At 74.1% G+C, this 14,489-nt stretch carries 13 protein-coding genes and 1 pseudogene; 13 read left to right on the top strand and 1 reads right to left on the bottom strand.

Going from position 1 to position 14,489, the window contains the following annotated elements:
• Positions 1-80 precede the first annotated feature (80 nt).
• The 4 genes and pseudogenes from PSQ21_RS01295 (at position 81) to PSQ21_RS01280 (ending at position 2,968) form a co-directional block, all read left to right on the top strand.
• Complete coding sequence (locus tag PSQ21_RS01295) at positions 81-1,271, top strand: S8 family peptidase (RefSeq protein WP_274028532.1); 1,191 nt, start codon at positions 81-83, stop codon at positions 1,269-1,271.
• A gap of 77 nt (positions 1,272-1,348) precedes the next feature.
• A pseudogene (locus PSQ21_RS01290) lies at positions 1,349-1,582 on the top strand (substrate-binding domain-containing protein); the annotation flags it as partial.
• Positions 1,570-1,887 carry a cupin gene (locus PSQ21_RS01285; RefSeq protein ID WP_274028530.1) on the top strand — a complete coding sequence of 106 codons (318 nt, stop codon included), beginning with the start codon at positions 1,570-1,572 and terminating at the stop codon, positions 1,885-1,887. The pseudogene PSQ21_RS01290 and the gene PSQ21_RS01285, both read left to right, overlap by 13 nt.
• Positions 1,888-2,038: 151 nt before the next feature.
• On the top strand, positions 2,039-2,968 hold the full coding sequence (locus tag PSQ21_RS01280; protein WP_274028528.1) for a YihY/virulence factor BrkB family protein: 930 nt from the start codon (positions 2,039-2,041) through the stop codon (positions 2,966-2,968).
• 145 nt (positions 2,969-3,113) lie between these two features.
• Here the strand turns inward: PSQ21_RS01280 and PSQ21_RS01275 are convergent, their stop codons facing one another.
• Positions 3,114-3,950, bottom strand: a complete 837-nt coding sequence (locus PSQ21_RS01275) for a M12 family metallo-peptidase (protein WP_274028526.1) — start codon at positions 3,948-3,950, stop codon at positions 3,114-3,116.
• A 225-nt stretch (positions 3,951-4,175) separates the two neighbouring features.
• Between PSQ21_RS01275 and PSQ21_RS01270 the strand changes: the two genes are divergently transcribed.
• The 9 genes from PSQ21_RS01270 (at position 4,176) to PSQ21_RS01230 (ending at position 14,357) form a co-directional block, all read left to right on the top strand.
• Entirely contained in the window at positions 4,176-5,048 is an 873-nt protein-coding gene (locus PSQ21_RS01270; RefSeq protein WP_274028524.1) for an ABC transporter substrate-binding protein, read from the top strand.
• 91 nt (positions 5,049-5,139) lie between these two features.
• Positions 5,140-5,817, top strand: a complete 678-nt coding sequence (locus PSQ21_RS01265) for a winged helix-turn-helix domain-containing protein (protein ID WP_274028523.1) — start codon at positions 5,140-5,142, stop codon at positions 5,815-5,817.
• On the top strand, positions 5,814-7,283 hold the full coding sequence (locus PSQ21_RS01260; protein WP_274028521.1) for an MFS transporter: 1,470 nt from the start codon (positions 5,814-5,816) through the stop codon (positions 7,281-7,283). The genes PSQ21_RS01265 and PSQ21_RS01260 overlap by 4 nt, the downstream gene beginning before the upstream one ends.
• Positions 7,267-8,199 carry a carbohydrate kinase family protein gene (locus PSQ21_RS01255; RefSeq protein WP_274028520.1) on the top strand — a complete coding sequence of 311 codons (933 nt, stop codon included), beginning with the start codon at positions 7,267-7,269 and terminating at the stop codon, positions 8,197-8,199. The genes PSQ21_RS01260 and PSQ21_RS01255 overlap by 17 nt, the downstream gene beginning before the upstream one ends.
• Before the next feature lie 181 nt (positions 8,200-8,380).
• The gene (locus PSQ21_RS01250; protein ID WP_274028519.1) at positions 8,381-9,415 is read left to right on the top strand and encodes a beta-ketoacyl-ACP synthase 3; all 1,035 of its coding nucleotides are present in this window, start codon (positions 8,381-8,383) and stop codon (positions 9,413-9,415) included.
• Positions 9,399-10,655 (top strand): beta-ketoacyl-[acyl-carrier-protein] synthase family protein, encoded by a 1,257-nt coding sequence (locus PSQ21_RS01245; protein WP_274028518.1) that lies wholly within the window; start codon positions 9,399-9,401, stop codon positions 10,653-10,655. Before PSQ21_RS01250 ends, PSQ21_RS01245 begins: the two co-directional genes overlap by 17 nt.
• Before the next feature lie 73 nt (positions 10,656-10,728).
• Positions 10,729-12,756, top strand: a complete 2,028-nt coding sequence (locus PSQ21_RS01240) for an acyl-CoA dehydrogenase family protein (protein WP_274028516.1) — start codon at positions 10,729-10,731, stop codon at positions 12,754-12,756.
• 105 nt (positions 12,757-12,861) lie between these two features.
• Positions 12,862-13,137 carry an acyl carrier protein gene (locus tag PSQ21_RS01235; RefSeq protein ID WP_274028514.1) on the top strand — a complete coding sequence of 92 codons (276 nt, stop codon included), beginning with the start codon at positions 12,862-12,864 and terminating at the stop codon, positions 13,135-13,137.
• On the top strand, positions 13,134-14,357 hold the full coding sequence (locus PSQ21_RS01230) for a beta-ketoacyl-[acyl-carrier-protein] synthase family protein (RefSeq protein ID WP_274028513.1): 1,224 nt from the start codon (positions 13,134-13,136) through the stop codon (positions 14,355-14,357). The genes PSQ21_RS01235 and PSQ21_RS01230 overlap by 4 nt, the downstream gene beginning before the upstream one ends.
• Positions 14,358-14,489 lie beyond the last annotated feature (132 nt).

The following is a 14,489-nucleotide window of genomic DNA, read 5'->3' as shown; positions in this document are numbered from 1 at the left end:
GGGCGCGGACGAAGGAACGGGTGTTCGCGATGCGCGGACCCACTCGCTCCGTGACCGGATCCCCACCCCGAGGAGAACGCATGCGCCTGCCCGCCCGATGGGCTTCGGCCGCCCTGCTGCTGATCGCACCGCTGATCGGCGCACCCGCCACGGCCTCGGCCGACAGCGGACCGGGAGGGGTCCTGGTGGAGCAGTCCGCCCGGGCCGTACCCGGGCAGTACATCGTCACCCTGGAACCCGACCTCTCGCCGGACACCTTCCTGCGGGAGTTCGGGCTCAGCCCGTTGTTCACGTACGGGAAGGCTCTGCACGGCTTCGCCGCCGCGCTCAGCGCCTCCGAACTCCAATCGGTGCGGGCCGTTCCCGGTGTCCTCGCCGTCGAGGAGAACGCCGAGGTGACGGTCCCCGAGCCCACCGCCGCGAATCCGCTGCGGGCCCCGGCGGCCGGCTGGGGCACCGACCGCATCGACCAGCGCACCCTGCCGCTGGACGACACCTTCACCACCACGGCCACCGGCAAGGGAGTGAAGGCGTACGTCGTCGACACCGGGATCGACGCCGGGCACAGCGAGTTCGGCGGCCGGGTCGTGAACGGGTACGACGCCGTCGGGGACGGCCGCGGGGGCATGGACTGCAACGGACACGGCACGCACGTGGCGGGCACGGTCGGCGGCGCGACGTCCGGTGTGGCGAAGGGCGCCTCGCTGGTCAACGTGCGCGTCCTGGACTGCGAGGGCCGGGGCACCTGGGCCGGCATCCTCGCCGGGTTCGACTGGGTCGCGAAGGACGCCGAGCGCGGCGGCGTCCCCGCCGTGCTGAACGCCTCGCTCGGCGGCGAACGCTCCACCTCGGTCGACGCCGCGGTCGAGGCGGTCGCCGACGCGGGCGTGCTGCCCGTCGTGGCGGCGGGCAATGACGACCGGGACGCCTGTGACGTCTCCCCGGCCGCGGCGGACGGAGTGGTCACGGTCGGGGCGAGCGACCGGCAGGACAAGGAGACCTCGTTCAGCAACTGGGGTTCCTGCCTCTCGCTGTACGCCCCCGGCGCCGACATCGTCTCCGCCCGCCTCGGCGGCGGCACCGTCTCGCTGAACGGCACCTCCATGGCCAGCCCGCACGTCGCGGGCGTCGCGGCGCTCTACAAGGAGGGGAACCCCTCGGCCTCTCCCGCCGCCGTCTCGCGGTGGCTGACGGACACGGCCACCCCGGACGTGCTCTCCGGACTCGGCCAGGGATCGCCCGACCTGCTGCTGTACACCGGCGGTATCTGACGGACGGCCGGACGGCCGGACCGGCGGGCCGTCCGGCGGGGCGGGGGCGGTGACCGCGCGGCGGAACCCGCCCCCGGTTCATGAACTGCACCGAACCCCCGCTGACCACGATCCGCCGGCCCATCGAGGCCATGGGCCGGGCCGCCGTCGAACTGCTCCGCACGGGCATCCAGGGCGGAACGGCCCCCCGGACGAGCTGCTGTTCGAGCCCGGAGCCGGTCGTACGGGGCTCCACCGCGAAAACGCCCCGCTGGTCCCGCGGATCGCGGCGCTGTCACGGCTGCGGCACAGTGGGCACATGGACGACCTGAACGCACTCGCCGAGGAACACCTGACCGCCGCCCGCGCCTCCGCGCACGGCCGCAGCGCCCACCTCCTGCTCCAGCAGCACCCCTTGCGACAGACCGTGATCGCCCTCACCGAGGGGACGGCGCTCGACGAGCACAACGCGCCGCCCGCCGCCTCGCTCCTCGTCCTGCGCGGCAGCGTCCGCCTCACCGCCGCCTCCGGGGACGCCGAGCTGCCGTCCGGGACCCTGCACCCGATCCCGCAGGAACGGCACGGGCTGCTGGCCCTCCAGGACGCCGTGGTCCTGCTCACGGCCGTCAACGACTGATCGTCCCGGAGCACACCGGCCCCGCCGGCCGGGGAGGGGGTGTGTGCTCCGGCCGCGACGTGGCAGGAGAGGATCGAGCGGAGTCGGCGCGTCCGGAAACGGACAGGTCACGCCGCCCCCGCGTGTCCGCCCACGTCCTCGGAGTACCAGCTTGCCCACCCAGACCGCGTCCGCCGCGGAAAGCACCGCCCCCGCCGCCCTGCCCCGCCGCTGGGGCATCGCCCTGCGCCGCACGCCGGTCTCGCTGTGGAACGACGACATCACCGACTGGGCCGCCGCCCTGACGTACTACGCCATCCTCGCCCTGCTCCCGGCGCTCCTGGCCACCGTCTCGGTGATCGGACTGGCCAGCCCCGACGCGACCGGCGCCCTGATCGCCGACATCACCGCGTTCGCCCCGGCCGAGTCCGGTGAGGCGCTGCGCAGGCCGCTGGAGGCGGCGACCGAACAGCGCTCCGCCGTCTGGCTGCTCGTCGCCACCGGGTCCGTGAGCGCCGTGTGGTCCGCGTGCAGCTACCTCGCGGTCTTCCGCCGGGCGATGCACGCCATGCACGGCGTCCGGGACACGCGCCCGCCCCTGCGGCAGGCACACATCATCGTCGTCTCCGCGATCGGCCTGCTCCTCCTGCTGATGACCAGCGCCTTCGCCATCGTCATGACCGGCCCGTCGGCCCGCTGGCTGGGCCGCCGGATCGGCCTGCCGCACGAGGGGGAGACCCTGTGGGCGGCGTTGAAGTGGCCGCTGCTGGTCTTCCTCGTGGCCTGCCTGATCATGGTCCTCTTCAGTACCGGACCCCGCTCCGCGCGCGGTGTCCGCCGCAGCCTGCCCGGCGGGATCCTCGCCGCGCTCTGCTGGCTCACCGCGTCGGCGCTGTTCGCTCTCTACGCGACCCAGGTCGGCAGCTACAGCAGGCTGTACGGATCGCTCGCCGGGCTCGTCGTCTTCCTCATCTGGATCTGGTTCGCCAACCTCTCGCTGCTGGCCGGAGCCCAGTTCAACGTGGAGCTGCGGCGGGCCCAACCGGAGCGGGAGACCGGCTCCGACGGCGGGGAGCCCGTCACGGCCGCGGAAGGATCCTGAGTCGTAGCGGCCGGGGGGATCCGGTGCCGGAGGGAGCGGAACAGCGGATCGCCGGTGGCGGTCACCGCCGCCCGGGGCGTCGGACAGCGCGGCCGACCGGTCGACGGTGTCGCGCGGTTCGTCGACGGACGGGCCGGGGTCCGGCTCAGCGCTTGTCGCGGTATCCGGCGACGATCGGCATGGTCTCGCGCAGCACCCGTACCCCGTCGTTGTCCGCGTCGCCCAGCCGGTGGCCCTTCCAGGTCCCCGTCGCGCTGGAGAACCGGCTGATCCGCCGGCAGTGGTCCCCGCACGCGGAGCGGTACGCCATGATCGTGTAGTGCTCGCCGTCCTCGGTGATCCAGCCGGTGTTGTACGGACGGTTGTGGCTCACGCTCATCGCCCCGTCCGTGGTGCCCGCCAGTGTCGTGCGGTCGTGGGCGAGGCCCAGATTGTGGCCGATCTCGTGGCTCGCCGAATCCAGGCCGATGCCGTCGACCTCGACGACCGCGTACGCGTACTCGTCCGTGGAACGGTCGAGCGCGGGCGTGTAGTCCGCCGTGCCGCCGCCGCGCTCCGGCCGGTCCACGACGAGCGTGACCAGATCGGCGCCGTACCGCGCCCGCTGTTCGTGCACCTGTCGTCCGAGCCCCGCCGAGTGGTCCTTGAGGGTGGAGTGCGCGGCGTGGAACTCCTCCGAGCCCTCGTAACCCGTCGCCGTGTACGGGTGGACGACGCGGACGGCGCCGCAGAGTCCGCCCGCCGCCAGGGACCGGTTCATCCGTGCCGCGATCCGTCGGGCCGACGAGGACACCCGGTGTTCGCCGCCGGCCCGCTTCGCCGCCTTCGGCGTGTAGACGGTCAGCACATCGACCACGGGGCACCGCGCAGCCCTCGCCGCTTCCGCCGCCGGGCGTGCCGATGCCCCGTCGCCGACCGAGGCCGCACAGAGCGACGCGCCGACGCCGATGGCCAGGGCTGCCTTCACAAGGGTCGCGCGCATGGGGAGTTGGCTCCGTCCGAAAGGGGGGCGGCGGAGGTGGCCGCCCGGTGACTGAGAGGTGCTCATTTCTAACACTCCGTGATGCGGGTCACCGGTATGGGCGAAACCGGTTGACGACCGTTTGTTCCCCGGTCGGAGGGGTGTGGCGGCGAGGAGGTGGGCAGGTACACGTGTACGAACTCGCACGGGCAAAACGGCAGTCGGCGGCAGAGGAGCGTGTGTGACGTGACGGGGCAGAGCGCATGGCGGTTCTCCGACGACCGGGGTCAGCAGTCGACGGCTCCCCGGCCGCCCGGGCGGGTGCTGGCCTATGTTCAGGCCGGGGCCACTCTGTGGGACCTCGGAATCCGGCCGGTGGGAATATTCGGCTCCGACCACGACGGACCGGACCCCGACGTGGCGAAGACCGGGAGCCTGCCGCTGGACGAGGTCGAGTACGCCGGTGCGGGTGGGGCCCTGGACGTCGAACGGCTGCTGAGCACCGGGCCGGACCTCGTCGTGGCCGTCAGCTACGGCGGCGGTCATGTCTACGGGCTGCCCCCCGAGACGGCCAAGCCCCTGGAGGAGCGGGTCCCGGTGGTCGTCATCGACGTCAGCCAGGCCCGTACGTTCGGTGAGATCGGCGACCGGTTCGCCGAACTGGCCCGCTCGCTCGGCGCCACGGCCCGACCGGGCGCCGACCGGGACCTGGGCGCCGCGCGGGAGCGGTTGCGTGCCGTGGTCGCCGCCACGTCCGCCGACGCGCCGCGGGTGCTCGCCCTCTCCCCGGCCGGCCCGGACCAGGCGCATGTCGCGCGCCCCGGGATGTGGCCCGAGCTGCGGGTGCTCACCGAACTGGGCGTCCGGGTCGTGGAGCCGGCCCCGGGCCCCGGGGCCAACTGGTCCACGCTCGGCCGCTCCGACGCCTTCGCGTTGCGCCCCGAGGTGCTCCTGACCGACATTCGCGCCCACGCGGCCCCGCTGGAAGAGCTGCGGGGGAGCGAGGGCGTGCCGACGCCCGTCGTCCCGTGGAACCCCGAGCCCCTCTACGGACCCCGCGACCACGCCCGGTTCCTGGGGCTGGTCGCGGACGCCCTGGAGGCGGCGCGGGCGAGCTGATCGAGCGGCTCACCGAACGGCTCGCGAGTTTCCCAAAAATATTCTGCAAAAATACTTTGGGAAAGTGTTCCGTTCGTTCTACGCTGTGGCCATGGACAGCGAAGACGGCCCTCGCGTACTCGATCCCGCGCAGGACGGGGCAGCCCTGAAGGCCCTCACACACCCCCTGCGCCTCACCCTGCTCGGACTGCTGCGTCAGCACGGCCCGGCCACCGCCAGCGAGCTCGCGGCCAGGACGGGGGAGTCCTCGGCCTCCACCAGTTACCACCTGAGGGTGCTCGCCAAGTACGCCTTCGTCGCCGAGGCCGAACACCGCGACAGCCGGGAACGGCGCTGGAAGTCCGTACACGACATGACCTCGTGGAGCAACGAGGCGCTGCGTCGCAGCCCCGGCGGCAGCACGATCCTCAGCGTCCTGCACCGCCGCCAGATCGAGCACCTCCAGCTGTCGCTGGACCGTCACGAGGCGGACCTGGAGAGCGGCCGACTGGGCCAGGAGTGGCAGGAGCCGTCGGGCGTCAGCGACTCGATGCCCCGGCTGACCCCCGAGTCGCTCGCCGAGTTGTGGGAGGCGATCCAGGCGAAGACGGACGAGCTGACCGCCCGCGACGCGGAGAATCCCCGCGCCGAGCAGGTCGTCCTGTTCACCGCCGGGCTGCCGCTGGCCCCGGAGCCGGTGGCCGGTCAGGACCGTGCGGACGACCCCGCCGGACCTGAAGCGACGGACGCCGGAGCCCCGGACGCCCCCGCTGCCGGGAACGTCTCATGACCGGCCGCCCGGCCGTCGCCGCCCTCGCCTCCGGGCGGGGCCCGGACGAGGCGACCGCGCGCCGCCGGTTCGCCACGGTCTCCTTCCTCTTCTGGTTCCCCATCGGCATGTCCATCGCGACGGGAGTGCTGCTCTTCACCGAACGGGGCATGGGCCTCGCCGCCATCGCCGCCTTCTACGCCGTGCACTCCCTCACGGCCGCCGCGATGGAACTGCCCACCGGCGGCCTCTCCGACGTCATCGGGCGGCGCCCCGTCCTGGTCATCGCCGGGCTGCTCAACCTGACCGCCTTCACCCTCATCGGCCTCGGTGCGGCCGGCTGGGCCATCGCTCTCGGCATGGGGCTGATGGGCCTGGCCCGCGCCCTGTCCAGCGGTCCCGCCGAGGCCTGGTACGTCGACACCGTCCACGCCCACGCGGGACCCGACGCCGATCTGCGTACGGGGCTGGCGCGCGGCGGCTCCGCCACCTCGGCCGCCCTCGCGCTCGGAACCCTGCTCGGCGGCGGGCTGCCCTGGCTGCTCGGCCTCGCTCCCGGTTCGGCGGAGTGGCTGGCCGACGCCACCGGCGGGCTCGTGATCCTGCTCTCCGTACCCGCCCTGCTCGGCGCACTGGTCGAGGTCGTCTTCGTGCTCTATGTGCTGAGCGCGCTGACCGAACCGCCCCGGCCCCGGGCAGGCGTACGAGGTGTCGTGGGTGGTGTGCCCGCCGCCGTCGCCGCCGGGCTCCGGCTCGGCGCCCGGGACGCCCTGATCCGGCGCATCCTGCTGACCGCGAGCGCCGCCGGCGCCGCGCTCGCGGCCGTCGAACTGCTCACCCCGGGCCGGGCCGCCGCCCTCATGGGGGCGGCCGAATCCGGAGCCCTGGTCTTCGCGGGGCTCGCCTGCGCCGGATTCCTCTGCTCCGCCCTGGGCAGTCAACTCGCCCCGCTCGTAGCCCGGTTCGCGGGCGGAAGTGAGCGTGCGGTGCTGGTGAGCCTCGGGCTGGTGACGCTGGGGCTGACGCTCCTCGGCCTCACCGCGCACTCGATGAGCGCCCTCGCCACGACGACCGCCGTCACCGGCTACGGGCTGGTGTACCTGGGCCTCGGAGTCGCGGGCCCCAACGAGAACGACCTGCTGCACCGCCGGGTCGACGCCTCGGGCCGCGCCACCGCCCTCTCCGTCCAGTCGCTCTCCCTGCAACTGGTCGCCGCCGGCGCCGGACTGGTGGCCGGCGCCCTGCCGCCGGGCCCGCTGCCCTGGCTGCTGGCCGCCACGGCCGTGCTGGCCGGAGCCCTCCTCTGGATCCGCCGGGCCGCCCCCGCGAAGCCGTTCCCCGGGCCGGACCGACGCGGCCACGACGAACTCCTCCGGGAGGCCGCGCCCTCACCGGCACCGGCCTCCGCGCCGGCGGCCGCCGGCACCACCGAACAACTCCACGCCCCGGCAACCCAGGAGACCCGCTCCCATGCTCGATCGATGTGATCCGCTGGTCATCGGTGAATGTGTCGCCGACATCGTCCGGCAGCCGGGCGAGGCCGACCGCGTCCACCCGGGCGGCAGCCCCGCGAACGTCGCGTACGGCCTGGCCCGGCTCGGCCATGACACCACCCTCCTCACCCAGCTGGGACCGGACGCCCACGGGCGGCTCATCCGGGACCATCTGGCCGCCGCCGGGGTCGAGGTCCGCACCGACGGCGCCACCGGGCCCACCCCGTCGGCGGCCGTCACCCTCGACGACCGCGGGCACGCCACGTACGCCTTCGAGGTGGGCTGGGCTCTGGGCCCGGTGGTGCTCGACCGGGTGCCGCGGCATGTGCACACCGGCTCGATCGCGGCCGTCGTCGAGCCCGGGGCCGCGACGGTCCTGGCCGCCGTGGAGTCGCTGCGGGCCGGCGCCACCGTCAGCTATGACCCCAACGTGCGGCCCGAGTTGATGGGAGAGCGCACCCGGGCCAGGGACCGCGTCGAGCGCTGCGTCGCGCTGAGCGACGTGGTGAAGGCCAGCGACGAGGACCTGCGGTGGCTGTACCCGGACGAGGAGCCGGAGCAGGTGGCCGAGCGGTGGCTCGCCGCCGGCCCCGCGCTCGTCCTCGTCACCCGGGGCGGGGCCGGCGCGTTCGCCCTGTTCACCGGCGGCCGGGCCGTCGCCGAAGCGCTGCCGGTCGACGTCGTCGACACCGTCGGCGCGGGCGACGCGTTCATGTCGGGAACACTCCACGCCCTCGCCGCACACGGCCTCCTCGGCCCCGGGGCCCGTGACCGGCTGCACGCCGTGGGCCGGGACGCCGTCACCGACGTCCTGCGCCACGCGGTCGCCTCCGCCGCCGTGACCGTCTCCCGGGCCGGAGCCAACCCGCCCGGCGCGGACGAGCTCCGCGAGGCGCTCGCCCACAACTGACGCCACGTCATGACCCGTTCGGCGCAGTCGAACGCATCCTCGTGAGACGTTCCGCCGTTCGTCAACCGGATGCGGTACGACAACGGGATCGGGGCAACGGGTGGCGAGGAGACGGACGGCCGACAGCGGTACGGAGCCGGGGACGCGGGCAGGCGTCTTAGCGGCCGGGACGCGCACGGCGGTGCTGGAGAGCGTGGCGGGATGGGTGCCGGGGGAGCCGGTCGGCAACGACCGGCTCCCCGCGGACTGGGCCGTCGACGACGCCTGGATCCGCCGCCGCACCGGCATCGGCAGCCGGCACCGCGCCGGACCGGGCGTCGCCACCGGGGACCTCGCCTACGAGGCGGCCTCCCGGCTGCTGGCCCGTGCCCCGGCGGCGGGCGAGGTGGACGCGGTGGTCCTCGCCACCGCCACCCCCGACCACCTCTGTCCGGGCACCGCTCCCGCACTGGCGGCCCGGCTCGGGCTCGGCACCGTCCCGGCCCTGGACATCGCCGCCGTGTGCAGCGGCTTCGTCTACGGACTCGCCGTCTGCCACGGGCTGGTCGCCTCGGGTCTCTACGGGCGAATCCTGCTGGTCGGCGCCGACGTCTACTCCACCTGGCTCGACCCGGCCGACCGCTCCGCGGGCGTCGTCTTCGGCGACGGGGCGGGCGCCGCCCTGGTGGCCGCCGGGCGCTCGGGCGATCCCGGGGAGCTGCTCGCGTTCGACCTGGGCAGCGACGGCTCGGGCTACGACCTGATCACCGTCCCCGGCGGCGGCGCCCGCGCACGGGCGAACGGAGCGCCGCCGGCCCCGGACGACGGCTTCTTCCGTATGCAGGGCGGCACCGTCTACCAGCACGCCGTCGAGCGGATGACCGGCTCCTGCCGGACACTCCTGGACCGGGTCGGCTGGGACCCGGCCGAGGTCGACCGCTTCGTGCCGCACCAGGCCAACGCCCGGATCCTGCACGCCGTCGCGGAGCGGGTCGGCATCGCGCCGCAGCGCTGCGTGACCCATGTGGAGCGGGTCGGCAACACCGGCGCCGCCTCCATCCCGCTGGCCCTGGCCGACGCGGCGGGCCGGGGCCGCCTGCGCTCCGGCGACCGGGTGCTGCTCACCGCCTTCGGGGGCGGACTCACCTGGGGGTCGGCGGCGCTCCGCTGGCCGGGGGCCCCGGGGACCATTTCCACGGATTCTACGGAAGGAACACAGCATGTCGCTCCCCGCTGACCAGGGCACCGAGGCCGGAACCGGCACCGCCATCGCGGTGACGGGGGTCGGCCTGGTGACACCCGCAGGGGCGGACGAGCACAGCTTCTGGGAGAGGCTGTGCTCCGGGCACTCCACTGCCCGGCGGTGCGAGGAACTCGCCGGTCTGCCGGTCGACTTCGCCTGTCCGGTCGACGGCATCGACCTGGACGCCGCGGTGGGCGGCCGGTCGGTGTGGCGGATGGCCCGGTTCGTGAAGCTGGCGCTGGTGGCCGCCCGGCAGGCCGTCGCCGACGCCGGCCTCGACCCGGCACGATGGGACGGCAGCAGGGTCGGGGTGGTCCTCGGCGTGGGCGTCGGCGGTGTCTCCGTCCTGGTGGACAACGCGGCCAAGCTGGCCGCCTCGGGCCCCGAGGCGGTGTCCCCCCTGCTCGTCCCGATGATGATTCCCAACGCGGCGGCGGGAGAGGTCGCCATCGCGCTGAAGGCGGGCGGACCGAGCCTCGCCCCCGCCACCGCCTGCGCCTCCGGCGCCACCGCCGTCGCCGTCGCCCGTGACCTCCTGCTCGGCGGCAGCTGCGACGTGGTGGTGGCGGGCGGTGCGGAGTCGGTGCTGACCCCGCTGGTGGTCACCGCCTTCGCCCGGATGGGCGCGCTCTCCACCCGCACCGGCGACCCGGCGGGCGCGTCCCGCCCGTTCGCCGCCGACCGGGACGGCTTCGTCATCGGCGAGGGCGCCGCCATGCTCGTCCTGGAACGCGAGGGTGCCGCCCGCTCCCGGGGCGGCCGCCCGCGCGCCCTGCTCACCGGGGCCGGGTCCAGCACCGACGCCCACCACCCCACCGCCCCGGCCCCCGACGGGTACGGCGCCGAGCGGGCGGTCCGGGCGGCGCTGGACCAGGCGGGCTGGACACCGTCGGACGTCGACCACATCAACGCCCACGGCACCTCCACACCCCTCAACGACGCCATGGAGACCACCCTCATCTCCCGGCTCTTTCCGCACCGGCCGCCGGTGACCGCGCCCAAGGGTGTCGTCGGGCACACCCTGGCGGCGGCGGGGGCGATCGAGGCGGTGGCCACCGTCCTGACGCTGGAACGTTCCGCCATCCCGCCGATCGCCAACCTGGACGCGCTCCCCGACGCCTTCCCGCTCGACTGCGTGACCAAGGAGCCCCGTCGGCAGCGGGTCGAGACGGCCGTGAGCCACTCCTTCGGCTTCGGTGGCCACAACGTCGCCCTGGCTTTCCAACGCGCCTGATTCCCAGGGGCATTTCGGGACGGCGGGGGTGTCCTCGCCGTTCCTTGATCGTTACTTTGTTGTGACCGTAATCATGAACGACGCGGCCCCGCCGTCCACGAACGACCTCCTCACCGCGGTGCTTTTCGGGCCCAACTTCCGTCAGGAGCACGGGTTCTGGCGCCGGCTGCTGACAACGGAACCCTTCCGCCGACCCGGTGGCGGCACCCCCGACGAGCGACTCGCCCTCTCCTACCACCGCCTGCGCATCCTCAACAGCGCGCTCGACAGCGGCGCGAGACTGGCCGCCGACCCCCGGGCGCTGGCCGCCCTGCACGAGTGGCTCGGCCCCGTCGACCCGGCGCTGACCACCGTGGCGGGCATCCACTACAACCTCTTCCTCGGCAGCCTCCTCGACCACGACGCGGGCACACTCCGCGACTTGTCGGACTTCCTCGCGCTGCGGCGCGTGGGCACCTTCCTCTGTACAGAGGTGGCGCACGGCAACGACGCGGCGGCCATCGAGACGACCGCGACGTACGACCGTGAACGCGACGGCTTCGTGCTGCACACCCCGCACGCCGGTGCGCAGAAGTTCATGCCCAACACCAGCCCCGCCGGAGGCCCCAAGTCCGGTGTGGTCGCGGCCCGGCTGCTCGTCGACGGCGCCGACCACGGGGTCTTCCTCTTCCTCGTCCCGCTCACCGACGCCCACCGCGCCCTGCCCGGCGTCCGGGTGCGGCGGCTGCCCGCCCGGATGGGCTCCCCGGTCGACCACTGCCTGACCTCCTTCGACCGCCGCTTCGTGCCGCGCGACGCGCTGCTCGCCGGACAGCAGGGGTGGATCGGCGACGACGGGCACGTGCACAGCGAAGTCCCCAACCGCAGAAGGCGGTTCCTCGCCTCCATCGGCCGGGTCGTCCCCGGCAAGCTCTCCATGAGCGCCTGCGCGGTCGGCTCCGCCCGGGTCACCCTGGCCATCGCCGTCCGCTACGCGGGCCACCGGATGATCTCCGGGTCGCGCACCGCGCGGCGGATCCCGGTGTACGCGCACCGCACCCACCACGGGCCACTGGCCGGAGCGATGGCCACCGTCTACGCGATGAGCCTGCTGCACCGCAGGGCCCTGGACCGCTGGGAGTCGGCCCCGGAGGCCGACCGGGGCGAGGCGGAGCGTCTGGTGGCCGTCGCCAAGGGGTGGATCACCTGGCAGGCGCGCGCCGTCATCGTCGAATGCCGCGAACGGTGCGGCGCGCAGGGGCTCCTGGAGAACAACGGCATGACCGAGCTGTTCACCGGCATCGAGGGTGCGATTACCGCCGAGGGCGACAACCTCGCCGTGCACGCCAAGGCCGCCGCGGAGATGCTGTTCAGCGCCACCGGCCGGGAACCGGCCCCGCACGGCCCCGGCGACACGGACGGCCCCGGCGACACGGGCGACCCCGCCTTCCTCGGACGGCTGTTCGCGGCCGTGGAGGACCTCTGGTTCGCCCGCGCCCGCGAGCGGATGGGCGCCGCCCCGCCCGGCGACCCGCTCGGCCGGTGGAACGCGGCCTCCTCGGCCGCGCTGCGCGGCGTCGAGGCGCACGCCTACCGACAGGCGGACGAGGCGTACGCCGAGGCCGTCGCCTCCCTGCCCGAGGGGCCGGCGCGCGAACGGCTGGCCGAGCTGCGCAGGCTCTTCGCGCTGCGGTGGGTCGCCGTCAACAGCGGCGACCTGCTCGCGTCCGGACGGCTGACCGCCGATCAGGTCACCCTGCTGCCCGACGCGGTGGAGGACGCGGTCGCCGTGGTGGCCCAGCACACTCCCGCCCTGGTGGAGTCCTTCGCGCTCCCCGAGCGCCTGATGTCGGACTGGCCGATCGCCGGACCCGGTTACGTGGACGTCTACGACGACCCGGAGGGGCCCTGGCACCGGGCTCGCAGGACGGGAATCCGGGGCCGAGCGGCGGAGTTCAAGCGTCCCGTCTGCGGCAGCAGGAGGCGCCCGCTGCGCGAGAAGGTGGCGGCGCTCGGTTCTCGCGGGGTGCTGCTGGCGTACTGGGGAACCACATCCATGCTCGCCCGGTGGTTCGAGAAGCCGCAGGTGAGCGTAGACGAATCGGTTCGCCCGAAGGCGTAACCGGAAGATGGCCATCCAGTTAATTCCGGCGGTGGGCCGCCGCGTTCAGGCACCCGCCGCGCAGGACGCGACCACGTCGATGAGACGCCGATGAGAGGAACCACCATGAAGAGCATCCACCCCAAGATCACCGAGGTGCTGACCGGGACGTTCAAGGTACCCGCCGGCGAGATCCTGCCGGAGTCCACGATGGACAGCCTGGAGATGGACTCCCTCGCGGTCGCCGAGTTCGCCGTCGTCATCAAGGAGACCCTGGGCGTCGACGCGGACTCGGAGAAGCTGTACAAGGACGCCACGCTGGCCGACATCTCCGCGTACATCGACGCCGCCGTCGGCAGCGCGGCGGCCGAGGCCACGGTTCCGGTGAGCAACACCCGATGAAGCGACCAGCCATCGCCGTCACCGGGCTGGGGATGATCACTCCGGTCGGCAACACCACCGACACCACCTGGGACGGGGTCTGCGCGGGTCTGTCGACCGCTCGCACCGTCCCCGACCTGCTGGGCTGCGAAATCGACTTCGCCTGTACGGTCTCCGGCATCGACCTCGAAGAAGCGGTCGGCGGCCGGACCGCGTTCCGGATGGGCCGGTACGTCAAGTTCGCCCTCCTGGCCGCCAGGGAAGCGGTCGCCGACGCCGGGCTCGACCCGGCGCACTGGGACAGCGCCCGGGTCGCCGTCGTCGTCGGTACCAGCAGCGGAGGATCCGCCGGACTCACCGAACAGGCCGTCGTCCTGGAGCGGCGGGGCCCCGCGGCCACCTCGCCCTCGGGCATCCTGCTGACCATCCCGAACATGCCCGCCGCCGAGATCGCCATCCGGATGAGGGCCACCGGCCCCAGCCTGGCGCCGTGCACGGCCTGTTCGTCCGGGGTGACCGCGCTGTCGGTGGCCCGGGACATGCTGACGCTGGGCCAGTGCGACATCGCCATCGCCGGGGCCACCGAGTCGATCGTGTTCCCGGTCGCCATGACCGGCTTCGCCCGCTCCGGCGCGGCAGCGGTGCGGGACGGCGACCCCGCCCGCCTCTGCCGCCCCTTCGCCGCGGACCGGGCGGGCATCGTCATGGGCGAGGGCGCGGCCATCATGGTCCTGGAGCGAGCGGAGGACGCCCGGGCGCGAGGAGCCGCCCCCAGGGCGCTGATCGCGGGCGCGGGCGCCACCACCGACGCCCATCACCCCACCAGCCCCCACCCGTCCGGGGAGGTCGCACGGGCGGCGGTCGACGCCGCGCTGCGCGACGCGGGCTGGCGTGCCGAGGACGTCGACCACGTCAACGCGCACGGCACGTCGACCCCCCTCAACGACGCCACCGAAGCCGCCCTCATCGGCCGTTGCTATCCGCACCGGCCGCCCGTGACCGCCCCCAAGGGGGTGCTGGGCCACTGCATGGGGGCGGCCGGCGCTATCGAAGCGGGGCTGACGGTCCTCACTCTCCAGCACGGTGTGGTCCCCCCGATCGCGAACCTGGACACCCCCGAGCCCGGGTTCGACATCGACTGCGTCACCAAGGCCCCGCGCGAGGTGCCCGTACGGCGGGCCGTCAGCCACTCCTTCGGCTTCGGCGGCCAGAACGCGGTGATCGCCCTCCAGGCTCCGTAAACCCCGGCTGTTCGACCCAGGCCGCACCCCCGGGGGCGCCGAAGCCCGGGCCGGATCCGCCCGGGCCGGTGCGACAGGCTGAGCGCACCCCGCGTCGGCCCCGCGCGCAGCCGTACGCCGCGGCGCCCCGGC

This window comes from Streptomyces sp. MMBL 11-1, assembly GCF_028622875.1.
Classification (GTDB): Bacteria; Actinomycetota; Actinomycetes; order Streptomycetales; family Streptomycetaceae; genus Streptomyces.
The sequence above is the reverse complement of the archived record's forward strand: the minus strand, read 5'-3'. Positions and strand labels throughout refer to the sequence as shown.

Coding starts and splice junctions, on each gene's coding strand:
- PSQ21_RS01295 (WP_274028532.1), top strand. CDS start 81: ATGCGCCTGCCCGCCCGATGGGCTTCGGCCGCCCTGCTGCTGATCGCA.
- PSQ21_RS01285 (WP_274028530.1), top strand. CDS start 1,570: ATGGACGACCTGAACGCACTCGCCGAGGAACACCTGACCGCCGCCCGC.
- PSQ21_RS01275 (WP_274028526.1), bottom strand. CDS start 3,950: ATGCGCGCGACCCTTGTGAAGGCAGCCCTGGCCATCGGCGTCGGCGCG.
- PSQ21_RS01265 (WP_274028523.1), top strand. CDS start 5,140: ATGGACAGCGAAGACGGCCCTCGCGTACTCGATCCCGCGCAGGACGGG.
- PSQ21_RS01260 (WP_274028521.1), top strand. CDS start 5,814: ATGACCGGCCGCCCGGCCGTCGCCGCCCTCGCCTCCGGGCGGGGCCCG.
- PSQ21_RS01255 (WP_274028520.1), top strand. CDS start 7,267: ATGCTCGATCGATGTGATCCGCTGGTCATCGGTGAATGTGTCGCCGAC.
- PSQ21_RS01245 (WP_274028518.1), top strand. CDS start 9,399: ATGTCGCTCCCCGCTGACCAGGGCACCGAGGCCGGAACCGGCACCGCC.
- PSQ21_RS01240 (WP_274028516.1), top strand. CDS start 10,729: ATGAACGACGCGGCCCCGCCGTCCACGAACGACCTCCTCACCGCGGTG.
- PSQ21_RS01235 (WP_274028514.1), top strand. CDS start 12,862: ATGAAGAGCATCCACCCCAAGATCACCGAGGTGCTGACCGGGACGTTC.
- PSQ21_RS01230 (WP_274028513.1), top strand. CDS start 13,134: ATGAAGCGACCAGCCATCGCCGTCACCGGGCTGGGGATGATCACTCCG.